At 70.8% G+C, this 17,409-nt stretch carries 20 protein-coding genes and 1 pseudogene; 11 read left to right on the forward strand and 10 right to left on the reverse strand.

From position 1 onward, the window contains the following. The 4 genes from AB0K34_RS20790 (at nt 1) to AB0K34_RS20805 (ending at nt 1,934) form a co-directional block, all read left to right on the forward strand. Nucleotides 1-306 carry a hypothetical protein gene (locus AB0K34_RS20790; RefSeq protein WP_138641715.1) on the forward strand — a complete coding sequence of 102 codons (306 nt, stop codon included), beginning with the start codon at nt 1-3 and terminating at the stop codon, nt 304-306. Between the two features lie 19 nt (nt 307-325). Then, entirely contained in the window at nt 326-979 is a 654-nt protein-coding gene (locus AB0K34_RS20795; RefSeq protein WP_138641716.1) for a WXG100 family type VII secretion target, read from the forward strand. Next, nucleotides 976-1,395 (forward strand): YbaB/EbfC family nucleoid-associated protein, encoded by a 420-nt coding sequence (locus AB0K34_RS20800; RefSeq protein ID WP_138641717.1) that lies wholly within the window; start codon nt 976-978, stop codon nt 1,393-1,395. Before AB0K34_RS20795 ends, AB0K34_RS20800 begins: the two co-directional genes overlap by 4 nt. 77 nt (nt 1,396-1,472) lie before the next feature. Beyond that, nucleotides 1,473-1,934, forward strand: a complete 462-nt coding sequence (locus tag AB0K34_RS20805; protein ID WP_171069472.1) for a DUF4352 domain-containing protein — start codon at nt 1,473-1,475, stop codon at nt 1,932-1,934. A gap of 53 nt (nt 1,935-1,987) precedes the next feature. Here the strand turns inward: AB0K34_RS20805 and AB0K34_RS20810 are convergent, their stop codons facing one another. After that, nucleotides 1,988-3,424: a hypothetical protein gene (locus AB0K34_RS20810; protein WP_138641719.1), complete on the reverse strand. Its 1,437-nt coding sequence runs from the start codon at nt 3,422-3,424 to the stop codon at nt 1,988-1,990. Nucleotides 3,425-3,551: 127 nt separating this feature from the next. On the opposite strand from AB0K34_RS20810, the gene AB0K34_RS20815 reads away from it, so the two are divergent. Next, complete coding sequence (locus AB0K34_RS20815) at nt 3,552-4,268, forward strand: hypothetical protein (protein WP_138641720.1); 717 nt, start codon at nt 3,552-3,554, stop codon at nt 4,266-4,268. A gap of 3 nt (nt 4,269-4,271) precedes the next feature. Further along, on the forward strand, nt 4,272-5,135 hold the full coding sequence (locus AB0K34_RS20820) for a J domain-containing protein (protein WP_301174301.1): 864 nt from the start codon (nt 4,272-4,274) through the stop codon (nt 5,133-5,135). An 18-nt stretch (nt 5,136-5,153) separates the two neighbouring features. Here AB0K34_RS20820 and AB0K34_RS20825 read toward each other — a convergent pair whose 3' ends face one another. From AB0K34_RS20825 to AB0K34_RS20850, 6 genes are all read right to left on the reverse strand, one after another. Further along, nucleotides 5,154-7,436 (reverse strand): M20/M25/M40 family metallo-hydrolase, encoded by a 2,283-nt coding sequence (locus AB0K34_RS20825; protein WP_301174300.1) that lies wholly within the window; start codon nt 7,434-7,436, stop codon nt 5,154-5,156. 155 nt (nt 7,437-7,591) lie between these two features. Beyond that, on the reverse strand, nt 7,592-8,227 hold the full coding sequence (locus tag AB0K34_RS20830; RefSeq protein ID WP_301174299.1) for a response regulator transcription factor: 636 nt from the start codon (nt 8,225-8,227) through the stop codon (nt 7,592-7,594). Beyond that, nucleotides 8,224-9,309 carry a histidine kinase gene (locus AB0K34_RS20835; RefSeq protein WP_138641938.1) on the reverse strand — a complete coding sequence of 362 codons (1,086 nt, stop codon included), beginning with the start codon at nt 9,307-9,309 and terminating at the stop codon, nt 8,224-8,226. The genes AB0K34_RS20830 and AB0K34_RS20835 overlap by 4 nt, the downstream gene beginning before the upstream one ends. A 16-nt stretch (nt 9,310-9,325) precedes the next feature. Further along, complete coding sequence (locus AB0K34_RS20840) at nt 9,326-10,126, reverse strand: hypothetical protein (protein WP_364550354.1); 801 nt, start codon at nt 10,124-10,126, stop codon at nt 9,326-9,328. Nucleotides 10,127-10,268: 142 nt separating this feature from the next. Then, on the reverse strand, nt 10,269-10,469 hold the full coding sequence (locus AB0K34_RS20845; RefSeq protein ID WP_138641936.1) for a DUF397 domain-containing protein: 201 nt from the start codon (nt 10,467-10,469) through the stop codon (nt 10,269-10,271). Continuing rightward, on the reverse strand, nt 10,466-11,278 hold the full coding sequence (locus tag AB0K34_RS20850; protein ID WP_138641935.1) for a helix-turn-helix transcriptional regulator: 813 nt from the start codon (nt 11,276-11,278) through the stop codon (nt 10,466-10,468). The genes AB0K34_RS20845 and AB0K34_RS20850 overlap by 4 nt, the downstream gene beginning before the upstream one ends. A gap of 150 nt (nt 11,279-11,428) precedes the next feature. Between AB0K34_RS20850 and AB0K34_RS20855 the strand changes: the two genes are divergently transcribed. Continuing rightward, a complete protein-coding gene (locus AB0K34_RS20855) occupies nt 11,429-11,815 on the forward strand; it encodes an ATP-binding protein (RefSeq protein ID WP_171069493.1) in 387 nt (128 codons plus the stop codon). 211 nt (nt 11,816-12,026) lie between these two features. Beyond that, a complete protein-coding gene (locus AB0K34_RS20860; RefSeq protein ID WP_138641933.1) occupies nt 12,027-12,653 on the forward strand; it encodes a hypothetical protein in 627 nt (208 codons plus the stop codon). A gap of 20 nt (nt 12,654-12,673) precedes the next feature. Here AB0K34_RS20860 and AB0K34_RS20865 read toward each other — a convergent pair whose 3' ends face one another. Further along, complete coding sequence (locus AB0K34_RS20865) at nt 12,674-13,177, reverse strand: hypothetical protein (RefSeq protein WP_301174297.1); 504 nt, start codon at nt 13,175-13,177, stop codon at nt 12,674-12,676. A 134-nt stretch (nt 13,178-13,311) separates the two neighbouring features. Between AB0K34_RS20865 and AB0K34_RS20870 the strand changes: the two genes are divergently transcribed. Next, a complete protein-coding gene (locus AB0K34_RS20870) occupies nt 13,312-14,190 on the forward strand; it encodes an NAD(P)-binding domain-containing protein (RefSeq protein ID WP_301174296.1) in 879 nt (292 codons plus the stop codon). Nucleotides 14,191-14,192: 2 nt separating this feature from the next. Here the strand turns inward: AB0K34_RS20870 and AB0K34_RS20875 are convergent, their stop codons facing one another. After that, nucleotides 14,193-15,155: an alpha/beta hydrolase gene (locus AB0K34_RS20875; RefSeq protein ID WP_301174295.1), complete on the reverse strand. Its 963-nt coding sequence runs from the start codon at nt 15,153-15,155 to the stop codon at nt 14,193-14,195. Nucleotides 15,156-15,211: 56 nt separating this feature from the next. Then, nucleotides 15,212-15,775: a DUF1349 domain-containing protein gene (locus AB0K34_RS20880; RefSeq protein WP_301174294.1), complete on the reverse strand. Its 564-nt coding sequence runs from the start codon at nt 15,773-15,775 to the stop codon at nt 15,212-15,214. 283 nt (nt 15,776-16,058) lie between these two features. Here AB0K34_RS20880 and AB0K34_RS20885 point away from each other — a divergent pair. Continuing rightward, a pseudogene (locus tag AB0K34_RS20885) lies at nt 16,059-16,595 on the forward strand (phosphatase PAP2 family protein); the annotation flags it as partial. Between the two features lie 49 nt (nt 16,596-16,644). Then, nucleotides 16,645-17,409, forward strand: a complete 765-nt coding sequence (locus AB0K34_RS20890; protein WP_301174293.1) for a creatininase family protein — start codon at nt 16,645-16,647, stop codon at nt 17,407-17,409.

Raw genomic sequence — 17,409 nt, forward strand, 5'->3', positions numbered from 1 at the left:
ATGAGCTATCCGGAACTCGCCGCCGACACCGCAGCACTGCACCGGACCGGCAAGGCGTTCACCGAAATGACCGGCGAGGGCAGTTCGCTCAACAAGGCCCAACAGAGCCTGAACGAGGCGGAGATTCCAGACCTGGCTTTCGGGAAGCTTCCGATGAGCCGCACCCTGCGAGAGAGTTACGAGGCGGCGCTGAACAGCCACAAACACAATCTGGAGATTGCGAAGAAGTACCTTTCGGAGAGCGGGACGGCCCTCCAGAAAGTATCCGCCAACATCCGCAAGGCCGAAGAAGACAGCACACTCTGAAGATCGGAGAAGCCGAGCAATGGACACATTCGGCCGGGTGGTCGCCACGGCGATTCTCGCACCGATCATCCCGATCGGCATCCCACTCCTAGGCGTTATCGAATTAGCGGACGGAGACTCGGCCAAGCTCCGCGAAGCAGCTCTGAAATGGGATCAGGCGAAAGGGCAGCTCGCCCAGGTGATCACAGAGCTCGAAGGTGAACTCAAGCGCCTGCCATTGGAACGGACATGGCGCGGCGAATCTTACCACGAATTCAACAAGAGCGTGACCGAGTTCAAACAGGCACTGAGCCAACTACCCGACATGTACAACGACGTGAAGACGCAGCTCAATGAGGCAGCCGACACGCTCGCGGATGCTTGGATCGGGATCATCGCCATCTGTATCGCCATTGTCGCCTTCGTCCTGGCGGCGCTCGCCCTCGCGGTGCCCAGCGCCGGCTCCTCACTTGCCGGAATCCCCGCCAGCATGTCCGCGGCCGTCGCCTCCGCGAGCGCCATCGTCGGCGGTCTCTCCACCCTCTTCGGCGTATTCGGTGGAAACCTCAAGGACTGGAGCGGGACCAAACCCTTCCAATCCGTCAAGAGCCCGCAGGCCAAGGGCAATGTGGAGACGCATAAAGTCAAGGTCGATCTGAAGAATCCGGGCCTGTGGGTGGACAATCAGAAATGAACGAGCCGAAAGCGATACCCGACCCGGGGGTACCCACGGAGTTGCAGGGCCTGCTGAAGGGAGCACAGGAACTGCAGCGGCGTCTACCGGAACTGTCGCGGCGTCTGGCAGAGGTCACCGGGGTTGGCAGGTCCTCCGATGGGCTGGTGACCGTGGTGACCGACTCACGCGGCAGTGTCCGCTCGGTCGAGGTGAGCCCGCGCAGGTACGCCGAAAAGGCGGCGGAGTCCCTCGCATCCGATGTGATCGCGGCGGCCGCCGCCGCCCGGGGCGATGCCGAGCGGAGGGTCGCGGAGATCTGCGGGGCAGATCCGACCGGAACGCTCGCCGATGCCCTGAAGGGTGAATTCAGGGTGCCCAAGGTCGCGGAAGACGCTCTTGCGCGGATTTATTCCCGGCTTTCTTCTCAAGGTTGAAGTTCGGTTCCATGGCGGCTACCACTCACCGTTCGCCGAGCCTTGGGGGGCGGCGGCTTCTTCTGCTCAGGCTGGGTGTGTTCCTCATCATCGTCGGCAGTCTGTCCCTGCTCGTCTGGGCGATCTTCTTCGCCGCGGACGACGGGCCGGACCTGCCGCATGAGGGAAAGGTCGGGCAAGAGGTCACGGACGGCACTCTCATATACCGGGTGACGAGCGTACGCTGCGGGCTCGCGTCGCCGCCGAGCGGCCCCGAGGAGAAGTCGGAGAATGGACAGTTCTGCGAACTCACTCTAGAAGTCCGCAACCCCGACGACTCGCAGGCGTCGTGGAACGCCGCCCTGACCGCCGGTAACGGGACCTACACCCCGGAGTGGTACCTCGAAAAGTACAGTCGGCAGGCACTTACCGGCCGCATCGAAGCCGGCGAGCATCGTACGGGGTGGCTGATCTTCGACATAAACCGGTCCGCGGATCCGGTGACATTGAAGCTGGGGATCGATGTGTCGAGCGACGCCGCAGCCCGTATCACGCTATGACCGGCGCGCTCATCGCGAGGCCGTCACCGGGCTGCGCTTGGTGGATGAGACGGTCAGGGTTCGCCGTTCTTGTAGGACTTCGGCCTCTTTGATTTGCCGGGGAAGATGACCAGGAGGTGCTTCTCGGCGGGCATGTCCGGGAAGAACGCCTCGGGCTCGTCGCGGCCGCGGACGTACACGCGGAGACGGTACGGCCCCGGACCGGCGGCGGTGACGGGCGGGAAGTCGCTCGGGCCGCCCATCGAGCCGACCGTGGAGCGTCCGTCCGGGCTGTCGAACCCGACCTCGGCGACCTGGTCCCAGCCCTTGAGGTCGAGCGGCGGCGCCTGCCGGTAGGCGCGGACGGTCAAGCACAGCTTTCCCTGCGTCCCGGTGATCACCGTGACGGAGCGACCGTCGCTCCCGACCAGCCCGTTCTTGAGCGCCGCGTCGAAGGAGGCGCCCTCGGTCCCGACGAAATAGCTGCCGCTCTCGCCACCCGACATGGCATCCGTTGCCTCGGTGACGGATTTCGGACCCTTCGGCGCGGTGCGCCTGCAATATGCCGTTACTTGGGCTTTCTCTCGCTCATACTGGGCCTGCATCGCCGCCAGGTTCCGTTCCAGCTCGCGCAATTGCGTCGTCGCCCGTCTGGGACACAGATAGGCCATTTCGACGACCGAAGGCCAGTGCGCGCCATGGCGTCCGAGGTCCGTCTCCGGCGTCGACTTCTCACCGAGGCAGGCGCGTCTTCCCATATCGAGCAGGGCGGCGTCGGACAACGGGTCCTCCGGGGCCGGGCGGCGCCAGGACGGGAACTGGGGATGGCCCCGGACGGAGCACAGATAGGCGAGATACCTCTCCCTTTCCGACATGCTCTTGACAGTCGGCACCAGCGTTTCCGAGCGCTGCGAGGGCTGGAATAGCGCCTTGGGGCAGTCTCGCGGGCCGGCCATTATCGGCTGCGGTGTTCTCTGGTCGCCGGCGGCGCCGAGTACGAGCCCGGCCACCAGGACTCCGGACACCGCGCGCACCATCCGGCGTCCCGGACGGTAGACCGCCGCCAGCAGGAGGGTGACGAGCACGAGGCGGCACGTCCACCATGCGATCTGCAGACCGGGCCAGGGCGTGAGCCACAGGTCCGTGCACTGCCGCCCCCATCGGGCCAGGTCATACCCGAACATCAGCGGATGGACGAGAAACACCGGCACCAGAATGGCCAGGGCCGCCCATCCCGCGGCCCGCCGCTTTGTCACCAGCCATATCAGGAACGCCGGAACAACGACCAGATAGGGCTTGGCACTGACTATCAGAAACCCCGGAGCCTGCACCACGTCCGTTTGATGGAACCAGGCGGTGCACTGGCCGGGGGAAAGGACGACTCCAAAGCCGTACCCCCTCCACTGCCGCCCGAGCAGCGCGAACACGGCGTCGAGGACGAGAGGGACCGCGCTCAGCGCGGCCGCGGCCGCCCACAGAATCGATTCCGCCCGCCCGCCCCATCGCAACATGATCGAGAACCATAGCGACGGCCGCGCCCGCGGGCGGCACCGTAAGGTAACGATCAACGACACGCCACCGCCCGGCCGCCGCTAAACTGACCCGGGATCGTCAATTGAATGGCCGAGGGGTGCGCGCATGGGGTCGATCGTCCCGTACGGTTCCAGCAGTCCCGAGGTCCGGCGGGACGCCGGGGCGGTCGCGCCGCGCACCGCTCCCGTCCACAGTCCGGGCGAGATGGGGCTGAGCGGCGGACGGCTCCGCGAGGAATGCTGGCCGACGGTCGGGGAGCGCACCCGGCGGCGCCTCGCCGAACTGTCCGGCAACCCCATCGACTGGTTCGCCCGGGAGGACGCGTCGAGCGGCGACGGACGCTGCTACGCCGTGACGCTGGGCGAGGCGGGGCTGTCCATCGCCGAGCCTCGGGTGAACACCGAGCACCGCCCGGTCTACGCGATCACCTCGTTCCAGTTCGCGCCCGGCTCGCTCCGGCACGTCCAGGTGGACCACCGCCCGCCGCCGTACCGGGGCGGCGCGCCGCAGTCCGGCCACGCCGCGGCGCCGCCCGACATCGGCCTCGGCCCGGCGGCCAAGGGCGTCCTCGGCAACCTCCCGCCGCAGGCGCAGGAGCTGCTGCAGGCGCCGTTCACCGCCGAGCGCAAGGTGCTCCGCGAGAACTGGTACTACGAGGGCTTCGACCACCGGCTCGACGCGTTCGTGCTCTACCTCGCCGGCGCGAAGGACGTGACGTTCGCGACCGGCACCAAGATCGTCCCGGCCGGGCACACCGACGCCACCGCGCACTGGTCCCTCACCTGCTACCGCGCCTCGGTCGCCCGCCGGATCGGCCGCTGATCCTTGCGGGCCGGCTTCAACGAACTGGACGGCAACGACGCCTACGAGCTCCTGGGCGTCCGGCCGGACGCCTCACCGGACCAGATCCAGCGGGCCTGGCGCGGCCTGGCGACGGCCCACCACCCCGACCGGGTCACCGACCCGGCCGCGAAGGCCGAGGCGGAGGAGCGCCTCCGCCTCCTCAACGCGGCCCGCGACGTCCTCCTGAACCACCGTGCGAGCTACGACGACGCCCGCCGGCCCCCGGAGCCGGCCCAAGAGGAGATCATCGAAGACCCCTCGGACATCGAGGACCCCTGGGACATGGCCACGGCGGGCGCGCGCCGTCCCGGCCCCCGGACGACCACCGTCCCCGGGCCTCCTCCCCCGGCCCGGGTCAGGCACATCCACCACTACCACCCCTCCGTCCCGCGCCGCGGGGGCGGCTCCAAAGCCGGCATCGGCTGCGTCCTTGTCGTCCTCACGGGCTTGGCTTTGCTCCTGGGCATCGCCGCGCTCGTGGCGATGCAACCCGACGAACCGGCCTCCGAGACGGTCGTGCCGCGCGACCTGGCGGGCACGTGGACGGGCAACGTCAAGGACCACTACGGCGGCCGCGCGACATGGGCCGTCGAGCTGACCCTCAAGGCGGGTAAGAAGTCCGGCGAAGTGCGGTACCTGCACGGCAAATGCATCGGGACGGCCGTGCCCGTCTCCTATTCCGGGAACTCCCTGGTGCTCCGGACGAACTTCACCGCCGGGCTGTCCGGGTGCGACGTCGGCGACATCACCCTGACCAGGCGCAAGGACGGCAGGGCCGACATCGTGTACTACGCCGCCGACCACCGGACCAAGAAGACGACCGGCGTCCTCCGCCACCGCGACTAGACACCCCGCCGCGGTACCTCATCGCAAGGTGTAGGTGCGGGTGACCGCGGTCAGGTTGCCGTCCTCGCGAGTGGAGGGCACCAGGCCGGGGGGAGGTGACACGAAGCCGGGTGCGGCCGTGAGACCGTCCGTCTCCGCGATGGCGGTGAGCCGTCCGCCGCCCGGAACGCGCACGGTGATCGAAGCGCCGTCCGCGGGCAGGCCGCGGAAGCGGACCTCGCCCGGCCAGGTCTTCCGCCGTACCCCGCTGACCGTGACCCGTGCGGGGGCGTGGCCGCGGACCGTCGCCGACGCCTCGGTGACCGGGTGGTCGAAGCGCAGCGTCACCGAACGGGCGCCACGGCCGGCGGTGACTCGCAGCCGGAAGGCGTCGCCGTCACGGGAGACGACCCGTACCTCGGGCTCGGCCGCCCGCGTCGGGTGGGCGGGGCCCGTCCACCGCAGGTTGCGCGCGTATCCGGGCGGGAGCCCGCCCAGGTCCCGGCCGGTCGCGTACCGCCGGGTCCAGGGACCGGGATCGGTGTCACCGCTGACCCAGTGCGCGATGCCGCTGTCGGCGTCGATCACGTAGGCCAGGTGGGTGCGGTGAGGGCGCGACCGGTCGACGGTGTCGGCGGCGAGGCCGGTCACCGCCAGCGCGACGGAGAGTGCGAGGACCGACGCCACGACGAGCACGGTGCGGCGCTCGGGCAGGGCGAGCTCGGCCAGGGGAAGCAGCGTCAAACCGAACAGAGCCAGCGCGAGCGCGGGCACGCCCGCGAGCGCGAGTCCCATCCCGTCGAAGACCGCGTGCGCCCAGGCGGGCAGCAGGAGCGTGGGGGCCAGCATCCCGAGCATGAGCGCCCCGAACCGTCCGCGCGGCAGCAGGACGGCCCCGAGACCGCCGAGCGCGCACGTCAGGGCGGGCAGCGCGCACAGGAACGCGGCACCGGGCGCGGCCCACGTGAGCAGGACGCCGAGACCCGTCGGCCAGGCGAGCGCGCCGACCGCCAGCGCGGCGGGGCCGAGCCTGCGTCGCAACGGCGCGTACCACAGGAGCAGGGCCAGCACGGTCAGCGCGGCGACGGCCGCCCGGTAGGGCACCGGCCGGTGCAGCAGGCCGCCCATCGTGTCGTACTCGGGACGTACGCCCGCCAGGACACTCCACAGCACCTGTGCCAGCACGGCCGCCAGCAGGAGCGGCAGCACCGCGGACACCGCGGCGACCATCATGCGCGGCAGGCTCGCCAGCCGCCGCTTCCTTACGGTGACGACCAGCGCGCCGAACACCGCGACCGACAGCACGGTGAGCAGCGGAACGAGCGCGCCCGGGTAGGTCACCATCATTCCGGGCAGCCGGAAGTAGGTGGCGTCGCCCCCGTCGTCCAGATCAGCCAGATCGGCAGCGCCGAGCGTGCGGGCGAGGGCGAGCATGGTGGCGCCGTGATGCTGGAGGCTGCCGCGGTCGAGGTTGGCGATCGAGTCCGTGGCCGTGTGGTAGTGCGAGCCGCGCTCGACCCAGGCGAAGTTCATGCCGCGGAACCCGGCTTCGGACAGCGGGGTGAAATCGGTGTTGTTCGGGAGCATCCGGTAGATCTCCACCATGGAGGAGTCGCCGTGCGGTCTCGGCGCCGCGTCCGCGAACGCGCCGACCAGCCCGGCATTGCGCCGGGTCGTCTCGAACATCAGCGCGGGCCCGCCCGCCCCGCGCGCCTCGAAGTTGAGCAGCACGCCCCCGGCCCGTCCGAGCGGGTGCTCCCGGACGAACGCCTCGGCGCCGAGGACGCCGTCCTCCTCCCCGTCCGACAGCAGCAGGACGAGGTCGTTGCGCAGCGGGCCCTGCTGCCGGAGCGCGCGGGCCGTCTCCAGAATCGCGGCCACCGCCGCACCGTCGTCGGACGCGCCGGGCCCCATCGCCGCGGAGTCGTAGTGGGCGGCCAGCATGACCGTCCCGGTGGAGTCGCTGCCGGGGAGTGTCGCGACCACGTTCTCCACCAGCCCGAACGTCGCGAGCCCCGTACTGGACGACGCCCCGACCGCACGCTGCACCTGGACGCCGAACCCTTCGGCGCGCAGGCGTCCGACGAGGTAGTCGCGCGTCCGCTTGCTCGCCGCGCTGCCGATCGGCCGCGGCTCGGTGGCGAACCGGTCGAGATGGCCGAGGGCTCGCGCGGCACTGAACTCACCCGCCGGAGCGTCCGCCGGCAGCGGGCGCGGCGGGCCGTCCGTCACGGCGGCGGCGAACACGATCGCACCGAGGGCCAGCAGTCCGAGAACACCGGCGAGCGCGCGGCGCGGCATGTCGATCAACTTCTCCTTCACGCGGCCCGACGCTAGACCCGCGGGCGCGGCCCGGGGATGGTGTCCGCCACCCGGTCATCCTGCGGTTGTCCGCACCCGCGCCCTGTTGACCACCTCAATCGCGGCGGTCTCGCTGCACGGTGATCCGGTGTTGAGGCGACGGTACGGCGGGCCGTTCAGGCGGGGCGGACCAGGCGGTGGTCGTAGGCCCAGATGACCGCTTGGACGCGGTCGCGGACGCCGAGCTTGGTGAGGATCCGGCCGACGTGGGTCTTGACGGTGCCCTCGGCCAGGTGGAGGCGGGCGGCGATCTCGGCGTTGGACAGGCCCCGGGCGATGTGGAGGAGGACGTCGCATTCGCGGTCGGTGAGGGGGTCGGGGCCGGCGGGGCCGGGGAGGCCGGGGGCCACGTGATCCAGGAGGCGGCGGGTCGTGGAGGGGGCGATGACGGCGTCGCCCCGATGGACGGTCCGGATCGCGGTGAGCATCTCCTCGGCGGGGGCGTCCTTGAGAAGGAAGCCGGAGGCTCCGGCTCTGAGGGCGGCGAACGCGTACTCGTCCAGGTCGAAGGTCGTCAGGGCGAGGACGCGGGGCCCGGCGTCCCGGCAGATCCTGCGGGTGGCCTCGACCCCGTCCATGCCCGGCATGCGGATGTCCATGAGCACGACGTCGGCGGCGGGGGCCAGGCGGACGGCTTCGGCTCCGTCGGCGGCCTGCCCGACGACGCGCAGGTCGGGCTGGGAATCGACGACCAGGACGGTACCGGTGCGGACGAGGTCCTGGTCGTCGACGACCAGGACCCTGATGGTCACGGCGTCTCCGGGTACGGAAGGCGGCCGCGCAGCGCGAAGCCGTCCCGGGCCGGGCCGGTGGTGAGGGAGCCGCCCAGCGCGTGCAGCCGGTCGCGCATCCCGCTCAGGCCCATGCCGGGTGCGGACGGAGCCGCCGCGCCGTCGTCCCGGACGGTGATGGTCAGCGCGTCGACGCCCCAGTCGAGGTCGACGGCCGCTCGGACGGTGGTTCCCGCGTGTTTCACGGTGTTGGTCAGCCCTTCCTGGACCAGGCGGTAGGCGGCCAGCTCCGCGGCGGGGCTGAGCGGACGCGGTGTGCCCTGGTCGGTGCGGTCGATCTCGAGGCCGGTGGTGCGGACCCGGTCCAGCAGCGCCGGCAGGTCGCGCAGCGTCGGCTGGGGGCTCTGGTCGGGGCGCAGGACGGACAGCAGGCCGCGCACGTCGGTGAGCGCCGCCCGCCCGGTGTCCTCGATGGCGGACAGCGCGCCGGCCGCGTGGTCCGGGGCGTAGCGGCCGGCCTTGGCCTGTGTGACGATGACGGCGAGGGAGTGGGCGATGACGTCGTGCATCTCGCGGGCGATGCGCGTCCGCTCCTCATGCCGGGCCTTCTCCGCCGTCATCTCGGCGTAGGCGAGTTGGGTGCGGCGGACCAGGCCCATGCTCCACGCCGCCGCGACGATCGCCAGCAGCAGCGCGAGCAGCAGCCACGGCTCCGGTCCCAGGTCCGCGGAGCGGACGCTGTCGTCGGCGGCGAAGCGGGCGGCGACCGCGCAGGAGCCGATGACACCGGTGGCCAGGGCGAGGGTGCGGCTGCCGTAGGCCGTCACCGCGTACACGGACATGGGGAAGACCAGGACCGATGGAAGCACCAGAAACAGCCCGGTGACCGCGGTCTGCACGGCGAACGCGGCGCAGACCACGGCGTGCGAGCCGGTCGGGCGGGTGCGGCGTCCGATGAGGGCCAGGTGCGCGGCGACCGCCGCGATCAGGAGGACCGCCGCGCGCGCCCCCGGGACCGAGAGCGCGGCGACGAGCGCCGACAGGCTCGCCAGGGGCATGCCGGTGACGAACGCCAACGTCACGTCCGCACGGTTCGCACGCATGGGGTGAAAGCGTAGGTCAGCGGGTGAGCCGCTGGTAGGTCAGGGTGGCGCCGCCCAGCGCCAGGCCGAACAGCAGCCACGACCCGTAGACCGCGCCGACCATCGCGACGGTCAGCGGTTCGCCGAAGTCGACCGGTCCGTCGCTCAGCCCGACGGCTTGGGCGACGGTACCGAAACCGGCGAGCGCCCCCATGCTGACCAGCGCGCCGGTCGCCGCCCACGCGGGCACCAGCAGCGGCAGGCGGGGCAGGTGCCGCCCCCAGGGCTGGACCAGGGCCAGCGCCAGCGCCGCTCCGCCGAGGAGCATGACCGACTCCATGTACGGGAAGCCCTCGGTGTACGGCTCCGGACGGGCGGCACTGCCGCCGAACGACCAGTACAACTTCAGCAGCGGGTAGGGGAACGCCAGCGTGAACGCGGTGTATCCGAGCCACGGTCGTTCCCGCCAGGGGCCCTGGGCCCGGCGGGCGAGCGCGAGCACCAGCAGGGCCGAGGTCAGCAGGCTGGCGCCACGGACCGCCGCACCGGCCCAGTTGACCTGCGCGAAGTCGCCCGCCGGGATGCCGGTCGCCCAGAAGAAGGCGCGGAAGCCGTCCAGGACGACTCCGCCGCCCGCCCACAGCAGGAGCACCGCAGCGATCCGTCCGGCCCAGGCGCGTTCCGTCCACGCGAACAGCAGAGCGAGCGCGACGCCCGCCAGCGTCACCCAGCCGGGCGCGAAGCCCCGGTCGTAGGTCGGTTGGTGCGGTGCCAGCACGGCGGCGGTGGCGGCGGCCGCCGCCGCGGCCACCGCACGGGTGTCGGTGAGAACGCTCATGGCCGCAACGCTGCCGTCACGCGGCGGCCCTGGGCGTCTACCCGTGGTCGTCCGAATCGGTGACCTTCGGGGTATTGACAGGCGCCGCGACATCGCCGTCGCCCAGCTCTGTCACCGCCGACTCACCGGATGAGAAGGCGTCTCAGTCGCCCGCGAGCAGAGTGAGCCCACCGCGCTTGATGCGCGCGACCAGCTGAGAGAACTCCCGGCGGCTGAGCCCGAGGTGACCCGCATCGGGGTTCTTCGAGTCGCGCACGCCCACGGTGCCGCCAAGCCTGGCCAGCTCGACGCAGGCATTATCGTTGACGCCACCACTCCGGGAACTCTTGCGCCATTCGCTCACAGATACCTCTCCCGCACCTTTCCGATCAGCTTTCGCGAATCATCGCGAGATAGGGCCAATGCCCCAAGTTGATCGAACTGTATCGCGAGAGCGGCGACCTCGTCACCAGCTTCAATGAAGCGCCCCGCCAACTGCGCACCGGCATAAGAGACCTGCCGTCCTCCCAGGTCGAGGAGCTGAAAGGCGCCGTCCAGCCCGGGGTGGGCGCCCACCGACCTCAAGATGACACGTACCGACACATGCGGCAGTTCATCGACTTCGAGCAGGTGGTCGAGCTGCTCCCTCATGATCTGCGGCCCCCCGATCGGACGGTCCAGAACGTCTTCGTCGAGGATGATCCACACGTACGGCGGGTCCGCCCTGGCGAGGATCTCCTGGCGCTTGCGACGGGCTTCCACCTCTCGATCGCTTTGCTGCGCCTGCCCTCCGGTGAGCAAGAGCGCACGCGCATACTCCGGCGTCTGCACGGGGACCGGCACGGATTTCCCGTGGTAGATCTTGATTACCCGGGCATCCGATTCGTACTGCATGTACTGCTTGAACCAGTCCGGGTCGTGTCCGGTGATCGCATAGTGGCGGAGCCGCTGGAAATGGCCGCCGGTGTCCCACGCCTTGTCCAGGAGAACCATGTACTGCTCCCCTGGGCGAAGCCTGCCCGCCTCCCAGTTGGATACAGTGCCGCGCGCCACCCGGACGATCTGGGCGGTTTGCGCCAATGAGAGACCGCGCCGAGTGCGGTGAAACCACAGGTCGAACGCCAGCCAGGCCCAAAGTGACGAGTCCGGGTCGATGGTCTCGCGAACACTCACTCCCACCTCCAGTGTATTCCGTGGATTCCAATCCATCACAGGGTAAACGCCTCTCACGCATCCTGGGCAAGAAATCAACGGAAGACCAGGACGGCGGATATGGACGATCAAGTACCGGTATTCGAAATGCCGGAATCGAGGGAAATTCGGATGACTCTGCTCGGAGTGGACTGTTCGGTCTCGCTCGCGCGTGAACTCGTCCGGTATGCCCTGCTCAATTGGGGCTGCGACCGTGAGCTGATCGACGACTCCGTGGTCGTCATGAGCGAAATCGTGACGAATGCGGTCGAGGCGGCGCGCGGGCGTCTGCTCAGGATCCGGGTCGCGCTGAGCAACGGCGCCCCGGTGCTGGAGTGCTGGGACCCCTCCCCCGAGCTTCCGTGCGCCTCGGTCGCCGGGCTGGACGCGCTCAGCGGGCGCGGTCTCGCGATCATCGCGGCCTACGCCAAGGACACCGGCGTCCGCCCGTCCGCCACGGGCGAGGGCAAGATCGTCTGGGCGCTCATGCCCGTCCCCGAGAGGGCCCTGGGTCAGTAGGCGATTCGCAGGGACGTGGGCGACCACCGTTCAGGGGCACACCCTCCCCGTCCAAGGCTGTGCCTGTGCTCGTTGAGGCTCAGTCTCGGACCGCTGTGCGGGGGCCGTCTCGGTCGAATGGTCGATAAACCCCACGGGGGTACTGTATGTTCGCCTGGAGGCGTGCGTGCCACCCCTACCGTTCCGACAGCGACCGGGAAAGGACGCAGCAATGCTGTTCATCGAGCTCCTCGTCCCCAAGGAAGCGTTCACCGAAGCCGAATGCCGCGCCCTGGCCTCCTCCCTCACGGCCGAACGGCTCCTCTCCGATGGCGAAGGCGTTCACCACACGGATCCGGGAGTGCTCGCGTGGTTCGGCTCTCTCACCCATGTCACCGTCCGCCGGCCGGACATCTGGATCACCGGTGCCGGAGCGCCGGGTGAGGAGGCCCCGCCGTGCTGCGTGGTGAGGATCCAGGTGGGAGCGTGGGCGAAGGAGATGAGCGAGCACCTCATCGCGAGGGCCACGCAGGAATTGGTGAGCACGGCGTCGGGATTCGACGGAAAGTCACGTGAGCCGCAAGTGCTGGTGCAGGTGGCCGGCGTCCCCGAAGGCGGTTACGGCCTGGACGGGCGGGTGCGCCGCACCGCCGACCTCCAGGAGATGATGGAGCGCGCGAAAACAGGAACGACGGCCGAAGAGGTGCCCGCAGGAATGGCCGTCGATCCCACGTGCGGCGCGATCATCCCGATGGACGATGCCGTCACGGTGGAGCTGGACGGCGAGGTCTTCAGGTTCTGCTGCACGCACTGCCGGGGCAGCTTCGTCAAGCAACGGCGCGCGGCCACCAATTCCTGAGGGCCGGACGGCCAGTTCCGTTAGCGGGCGTCGCGGCGGGCTTGGCGGCGGGCGCCCTTGGCTCGGGTGGCGGCGTGGCGGCGGTTCAGGGCCGGGTCGTTGCTCGTCGGCCTGCGGCGGCGGGTCGTCTGGGCCGTCATCGACTCCGGGGCCGGGGCGCCGGGCTGGGGCGGGGGCGTGCGGGACGGGTTGGCGGCGGCGAGGCGCTCGGCCTTTAGCTCGGCGGCGCTGCGGCGGGCGGCCCTGGACAGGTACCAGCTCACGCGGGCCAGGGCGTCCTCGAACACCTCGGCCTTCTGGGCGTTGCGCTGGTTCTTCGGGCGGGCCTTGCCGCGGCCGCCGTACTCCTCGACGCGCGCGCTCGCGGTGCGCCGGTACTGCTTGCTGTACTTGTCGCGGGCCCGGCGGATCCGCGTGTGCAGGTCCGCGAGGTCGTCCTCGTCCAGGCGGGTGAGTTCGGCGGTCCCGGTCTCCCGGACGAGGGCCATCTCGGGCTCGTTCAGCGAGTTCAGCAGCGCCTTCATCGGCCCTCCATGCGGTCGGTGCGCGCTTTCGAGCGTCGCACGGACCCCGCTAAGGGCGGGGACGCGAAGCACCCAAAAACGGCAAAGCGTGCAGGGGTTGACCTCAAGTTCCGTTGAGGTTTTAGCGTGGCCGCATGATCGACGAGAAGAGTGGAGTGCGGGTCGCGGTGCTCGGGCTCGGTGAGATGGGGTCCGCGCTGGCGGGGGCGCTGGTGGACGGCGGGCATCCGACGACCGTCTGGAACCGCACGGCGGGGAAGGACGAGGCGCTGGTCGCCAAGGGCGCGGCTCGTGGGGCGAGCGTCCGGGATGTCGTTCAAGCGGCGGACGTCGTCGTGGTCAATGTGAAGGGGGCGGCCGCTGCCCGGGAGGTGCTGGAGGCGGGCGGAGACGCGCTCGCCGGGCGCGCCGTCGTCAATCTCAGCGACGGGACGTCCGAGGAGGTCAGGGCGGTCGCCGCATGGGTCGCCGGGCGGGGTGCGGAGTACCTGCACGGGCAGATCATGACGATCGCGCCGGGCGTCGGGCATCCGGACGCGACGGTCTTCTACGGCGGCGCGGCGGACGTGCATGAGCGGTATCGGGCGGTGCTCGGGCTGCTCAGCGGGCATGCGCCGCTGGTGTCGGAGGATCCCGGTGTCGCCGTCCTCTACGGGATGGCCGTGCACGGGACGATGTGGGGGCTGCTCAACGGGTTCCTGCACGCCGCTGCCGCGCTGGGGGACGCCGGTGTCGAGCTCAAGCAGTTCCTTGAGCATGCCGACGCTCCGATGGCGGCGCTCTGGGGGTTCCTGCCGTCGATCGCCGAGGAGGTCGACCAGGCGCGCTACGCGACTCCGTTCGGGGCGCTCCGGCATCATCTGCCGTCGGTCGAGGACCTCGTCCGGGAGAGCCGGGATCGCGGGGTCGACGCCGAGCTGCCCGAGTACACGCTCGCGCTCGTCCGGAAGGCCGTGGAGCAGGGGCATGGGAGTGACAGCTACTCGCGGCTGGTCGAGCACTTCCGGGGGTGAGGTCAGGCCGCCCGGGCCTCGGCGGTGGTGGCGCGGCGGGCGAAGGCGCCGATCTCCTTGATGGCGGCCAGGCCCTCGCGGGAGATGTCGGCGAAGACCTGGAAGACGTGGACCTGCCCCTCCCAGATCTGGAGCGTGCACGGGACGTCGGCGGCGCCGAGGCGTTCGGCCATCAGTTCGGCGTCGGCGAGGAGGACCTCGATCGCGCCCGCCTGGATGAGGACGGGCGGCAGGCCGCTGAGGTCGGCGTGCACCGGGGAGAGCCATGGGTCGGTCGGCTCGGCGCCGGGGAAGCACATGCGGACCATGTCCCACAGGCGGTGCGCCGGGATGAAGGGGTCGAGCGCCGCGTTGGCGTGCGCGATCTTCGGGGCGATGTCCAGGTCGGCGAAGGGCGACAGGGCGGCGATCCCGGCGGGGCGGGGCAGGCCCGCGCACAGGGCGTGGAGCGGCGCCATGAAGGCGAGGTAGCCGCCCGCGGAGTCGCCCGCGACGACGATGTCGCCGGGGTCGCGGGTCTTCAGGAGCAGCCGGTAGGCGTCGACGCAGTCGTCGATGGACGTCTGGATCGGGACGCGCGGCTGCATCCGGTAGGCGACCGACAGGACGGGCATGCCGGCGGCCTGGGAGATGCGGGCGATCATGCGGCGGTGGGTGCGCAGGCCGCAGGCGACGAAGCCGCCGCCGTGGAAGTAGAGGATCGCCTGCCGCGAGTTCATGGACACGCCGGGTCCGCGGACCCATTCGGCTCCGCAGCCGAGACCCCGCACCCTGGTGACCTTCGTGCCGCGCGGCGGCAGCAGGAGGGCCGCGCCGAGGTCGAGGAGCGGGGCGAAGCGGAGGGTGCGCGGCGTCCACGGGAGGCGTTCGACGAGCGGGCGCATGAACCTGTGCATGAACCGGGCGGCCAGCCGCGCGCCCCGGCCGCATCCCGCGCGTTCCTCGATGACCGGTGCGACCGCCATGTCCCGTTCCTCCCGTCGCGTCGGACGGGAAGCCTACCAAGTAAGTGCTTGGGTGCCTACGGGTGGAGGGCAGCGTCCGGCGGACCCGTGGTCACGCCGGTGAAGCGCACGGTCAGGCCCTCGCGTTCGGGGGCGCAGCAGTAGGGGCCCGCCGTCGCCGCCACGCCCGGCGGGAACGGGGCGAGCCGGATCATCTGCCAGGGGTCCTCCCCCGCGCGCGCCCGGATGGTCACGGCGTCGCCCGAGCGGCTGGCCCGGAGCGTCACCTCGCGGCCGTGCCACGGGACGGGCGCCGACGACCAGTCGGAGACCTTGTGCGTGACGACGGCGCCCAACTGCAGGGCGCCGTCGCAGTACTCCACGCCCGCCTTGATCCAGGTCTCCTCGTCCAGGCGCACGAGCAGGCCCGCCTGGTCGAACTGCCGGTCGTAGTCGGCGACGAACGACACCTCGATCGCCGCCTCGGTGCCGAACGGCGTCAGCAGGGCGTGGCCGCCGTCGCGGTCGTAGCCGTAGGACGTCGTCCGCCAGAAGTCGCCGCCCTTCGCCGCGGTGACGAGCAGCGCGCCGCCGTCCTCGACGGCGGCCGGGGGCGGGTTGAGCCATTCGCCGGTGATCACGCCCCGAAACCTACGGGAGGGGTGGGGTTAACTCCACCCCCCGCCCTGGACCTTTCCTCCGGTTTTCATGGTGCTGGGCCCAGTGCCCGCCGAAGTGTCCGACGCGAAGGTTGTGATGGGCGCAAAAGACCGGCACGGGGAGGGCAACATGGCGGGCACGGCGGCGCTAGGGGCGATGCGGGGGAAGGCACGTCCGCTGCTCACCGAGGCCGGGCTCCTGGTGATCCTGTTCGCGTTCTACAAGTGGGGCCGGACGCTCATAGAGCAGGGCCCCGGCGAGGCGATGTCGAACGCGGAGTGGCTGTGGCGGTTCGAGCGGTCGTGGCTGCCGAGCGAGGTGGACGTCCAGCAGTGGGCGCTCGGCTGGGACCACACAGCGTTCCTCGCCAACGTCTACTACGTCAGCGTGCATTTCCCTGGGACGGCGCTACTGCTGATCTGGCTTTTCGTACGGCACCGGACGTCCTATGCGAGGGTGCGCAACGAGCTGGTGGTGCTGACGGCGGCGGGGCTCGCGGTGCACATGCTCTTCCCGCTGGCCCCGCCCCGGCTGGCGGGCATCGGGGCGGTCGACACGATGCTGACCGTGGGGCCGTCCGCCTACCCGGCGGCGGCGGACGGGATCGCCAACCAGTACGCGGCGATGCCCTCGCTGCACATCGGATGGGCGCTGCTCGTGGCGGTCGCGGTGGTCCGCGCGTCGCGGAGCCCCTGGCGGTGGGTGGTCGCGCTGCACGCGCCGGCCACGGTGTTCGTCGTGGTCGTGACCGCGAACCACTACTGGACGGACGGGATCGTCGCCGCCCTCCTGCTCGCCGGCGCCATGGCGCTGGTTTCGGTCGCGGGGCGGGTGCGGCAGGGTGGGGTGCATGCTGCTGCCGACGCATACGAGTACCGAGGTGCCGGACGTCCCCGTGGCCCTGTTGCCGGTGGGGAGCTTCGAGCAGCACGGCCCGTTCCTCCCGCTGGCGACGGACACGGTGATCGCGTGCACGCTGGCGGCGGAGATCGCGACGACCCATCCGGTGCGGACGCTCCCGCCCGTGACGATCTCGTGCTCGCATGAGCACGCCGGCTGGCCCGGGACGGTGAGCATCTCGGCGGCGACCCTCCACGCGGTGGTGAGGGACGTCGCCGAGTCGCTGCGCCGGGCCGGGGTGCCGAAGCTCGTGCTGGTCAGCGGGCACGGCGGCAACTACGTCCTGGGCAACGTCGTGCAGGAGGCGCACGGCGACATGGCGCTGTTCCCCGGGTTCGACGACTGGGAGGACGCGCGGCGCGCGGCGGGCGTCGAGACGTCCGGGGACAGCGACATGCACGCCGGGGAGCTGGAGACGTCGATCCTGCTGCACGCCCATCCGGAGCTGCTCAGGGACGGGTACGGCACCGCCGATCACCTGGCCGACGACCGGCGGCACCTCCTGACGGCCGGGATGGCCGCCTACACCGAGTCCGGCGTCATCGGGCGGCCCTCACTGGCCCGCGCCGGCAAGGGCCGGGACGCGCTGCGGAGCCTTGTCGCGGCGTTCGGGGACGTCCTCGCGGTGCTTCAGCAGCAGGGCGGCGGCGCCGGGCAGGCACGCGACGAAGCTCAGCACCCCGTAGACGACGGAGACGGTCAGGCCCTGCGCTGA

Source organism: Actinomadura sp. NPDC049382, assembly GCF_040677125.1.
GTDB lineage: Bacteria > Actinomycetota > Actinomycetes > Streptosporangiales > Streptosporangiaceae > Spirillospora > Spirillospora geliboluensis.

Bases quoted from the DNA above. Each gene is read 5' to 3' on its own strand.
- AB0K34_RS20870 (WP_301174296.1), top strand. From the start codon at position 13,312: ATGATCGACGAGAAGAGTGGAGTGCGGGTCGCGGTGCTCGGGCTCGGT.
- AB0K34_RS20790 (WP_138641715.1), top strand. From the start codon at position 1: ATGAGCTATCCGGAACTCGCCGCCGACACCGCAGCACTGCACCGGACC.
- AB0K34_RS20815 (WP_138641720.1), top strand. From the start codon at position 3,552: ATGGGGTCGATCGTCCCGTACGGTTCCAGCAGTCCCGAGGTCCGGCGG.
- AB0K34_RS20890 (WP_301174293.1), top strand. From the start codon at position 16,645: ATGCTGCTGCCGACGCATACGAGTACCGAGGTGCCGGACGTCCCCGTG.
- AB0K34_RS20835 (WP_138641938.1), bottom strand. From the start codon at position 9,309: ATGCGTGCGAACCGTGCGGACGTGACGTTGGCGTTCGTCACCGGCATG.
- AB0K34_RS20865 (WP_301174297.1), bottom strand. From the start codon at position 13,177: ATGAAGGCGCTGCTGAACTCGCTGAACGAGCCCGAGATGGCCCTCGTC.
- AB0K34_RS20855 (WP_171069493.1), top strand. From the start codon at position 11,429: ATGACTCTGCTCGGAGTGGACTGTTCGGTCTCGCTCGCGCGTGAACTC.
- AB0K34_RS20795 (WP_138641716.1), top strand. From the start codon at position 326: ATGGACACATTCGGCCGGGTGGTCGCCACGGCGATTCTCGCACCGATC.
- AB0K34_RS20800 (WP_138641717.1), top strand. From the start codon at position 976: ATGAACGAGCCGAAAGCGATACCCGACCCGGGGGTACCCACGGAGTTG.
- AB0K34_RS20875 (WP_301174295.1), bottom strand. From the start codon at position 15,155: ATGGCGGTCGCACCGGTCATCGAGGAACGCGCGGGATGCGGCCGGGGC.
- AB0K34_RS20840 (WP_364550354.1), bottom strand. From the start codon at position 10,126: ATGAGCGTTCTCACCGACACCCGTGCGGTGGCCGCGGCGGCGGCCGCC.
- AB0K34_RS20860 (WP_138641933.1), top strand. From the start codon at position 12,027: ATGCTGTTCATCGAGCTCCTCGTCCCCAAGGAAGCGTTCACCGAAGCC.
- AB0K34_RS20810 (WP_138641719.1), bottom strand. From the start codon at position 3,424: ATGTTGCGATGGGGCGGGCGGGCGGAATCGATTCTGTGGGCGGCCGCG.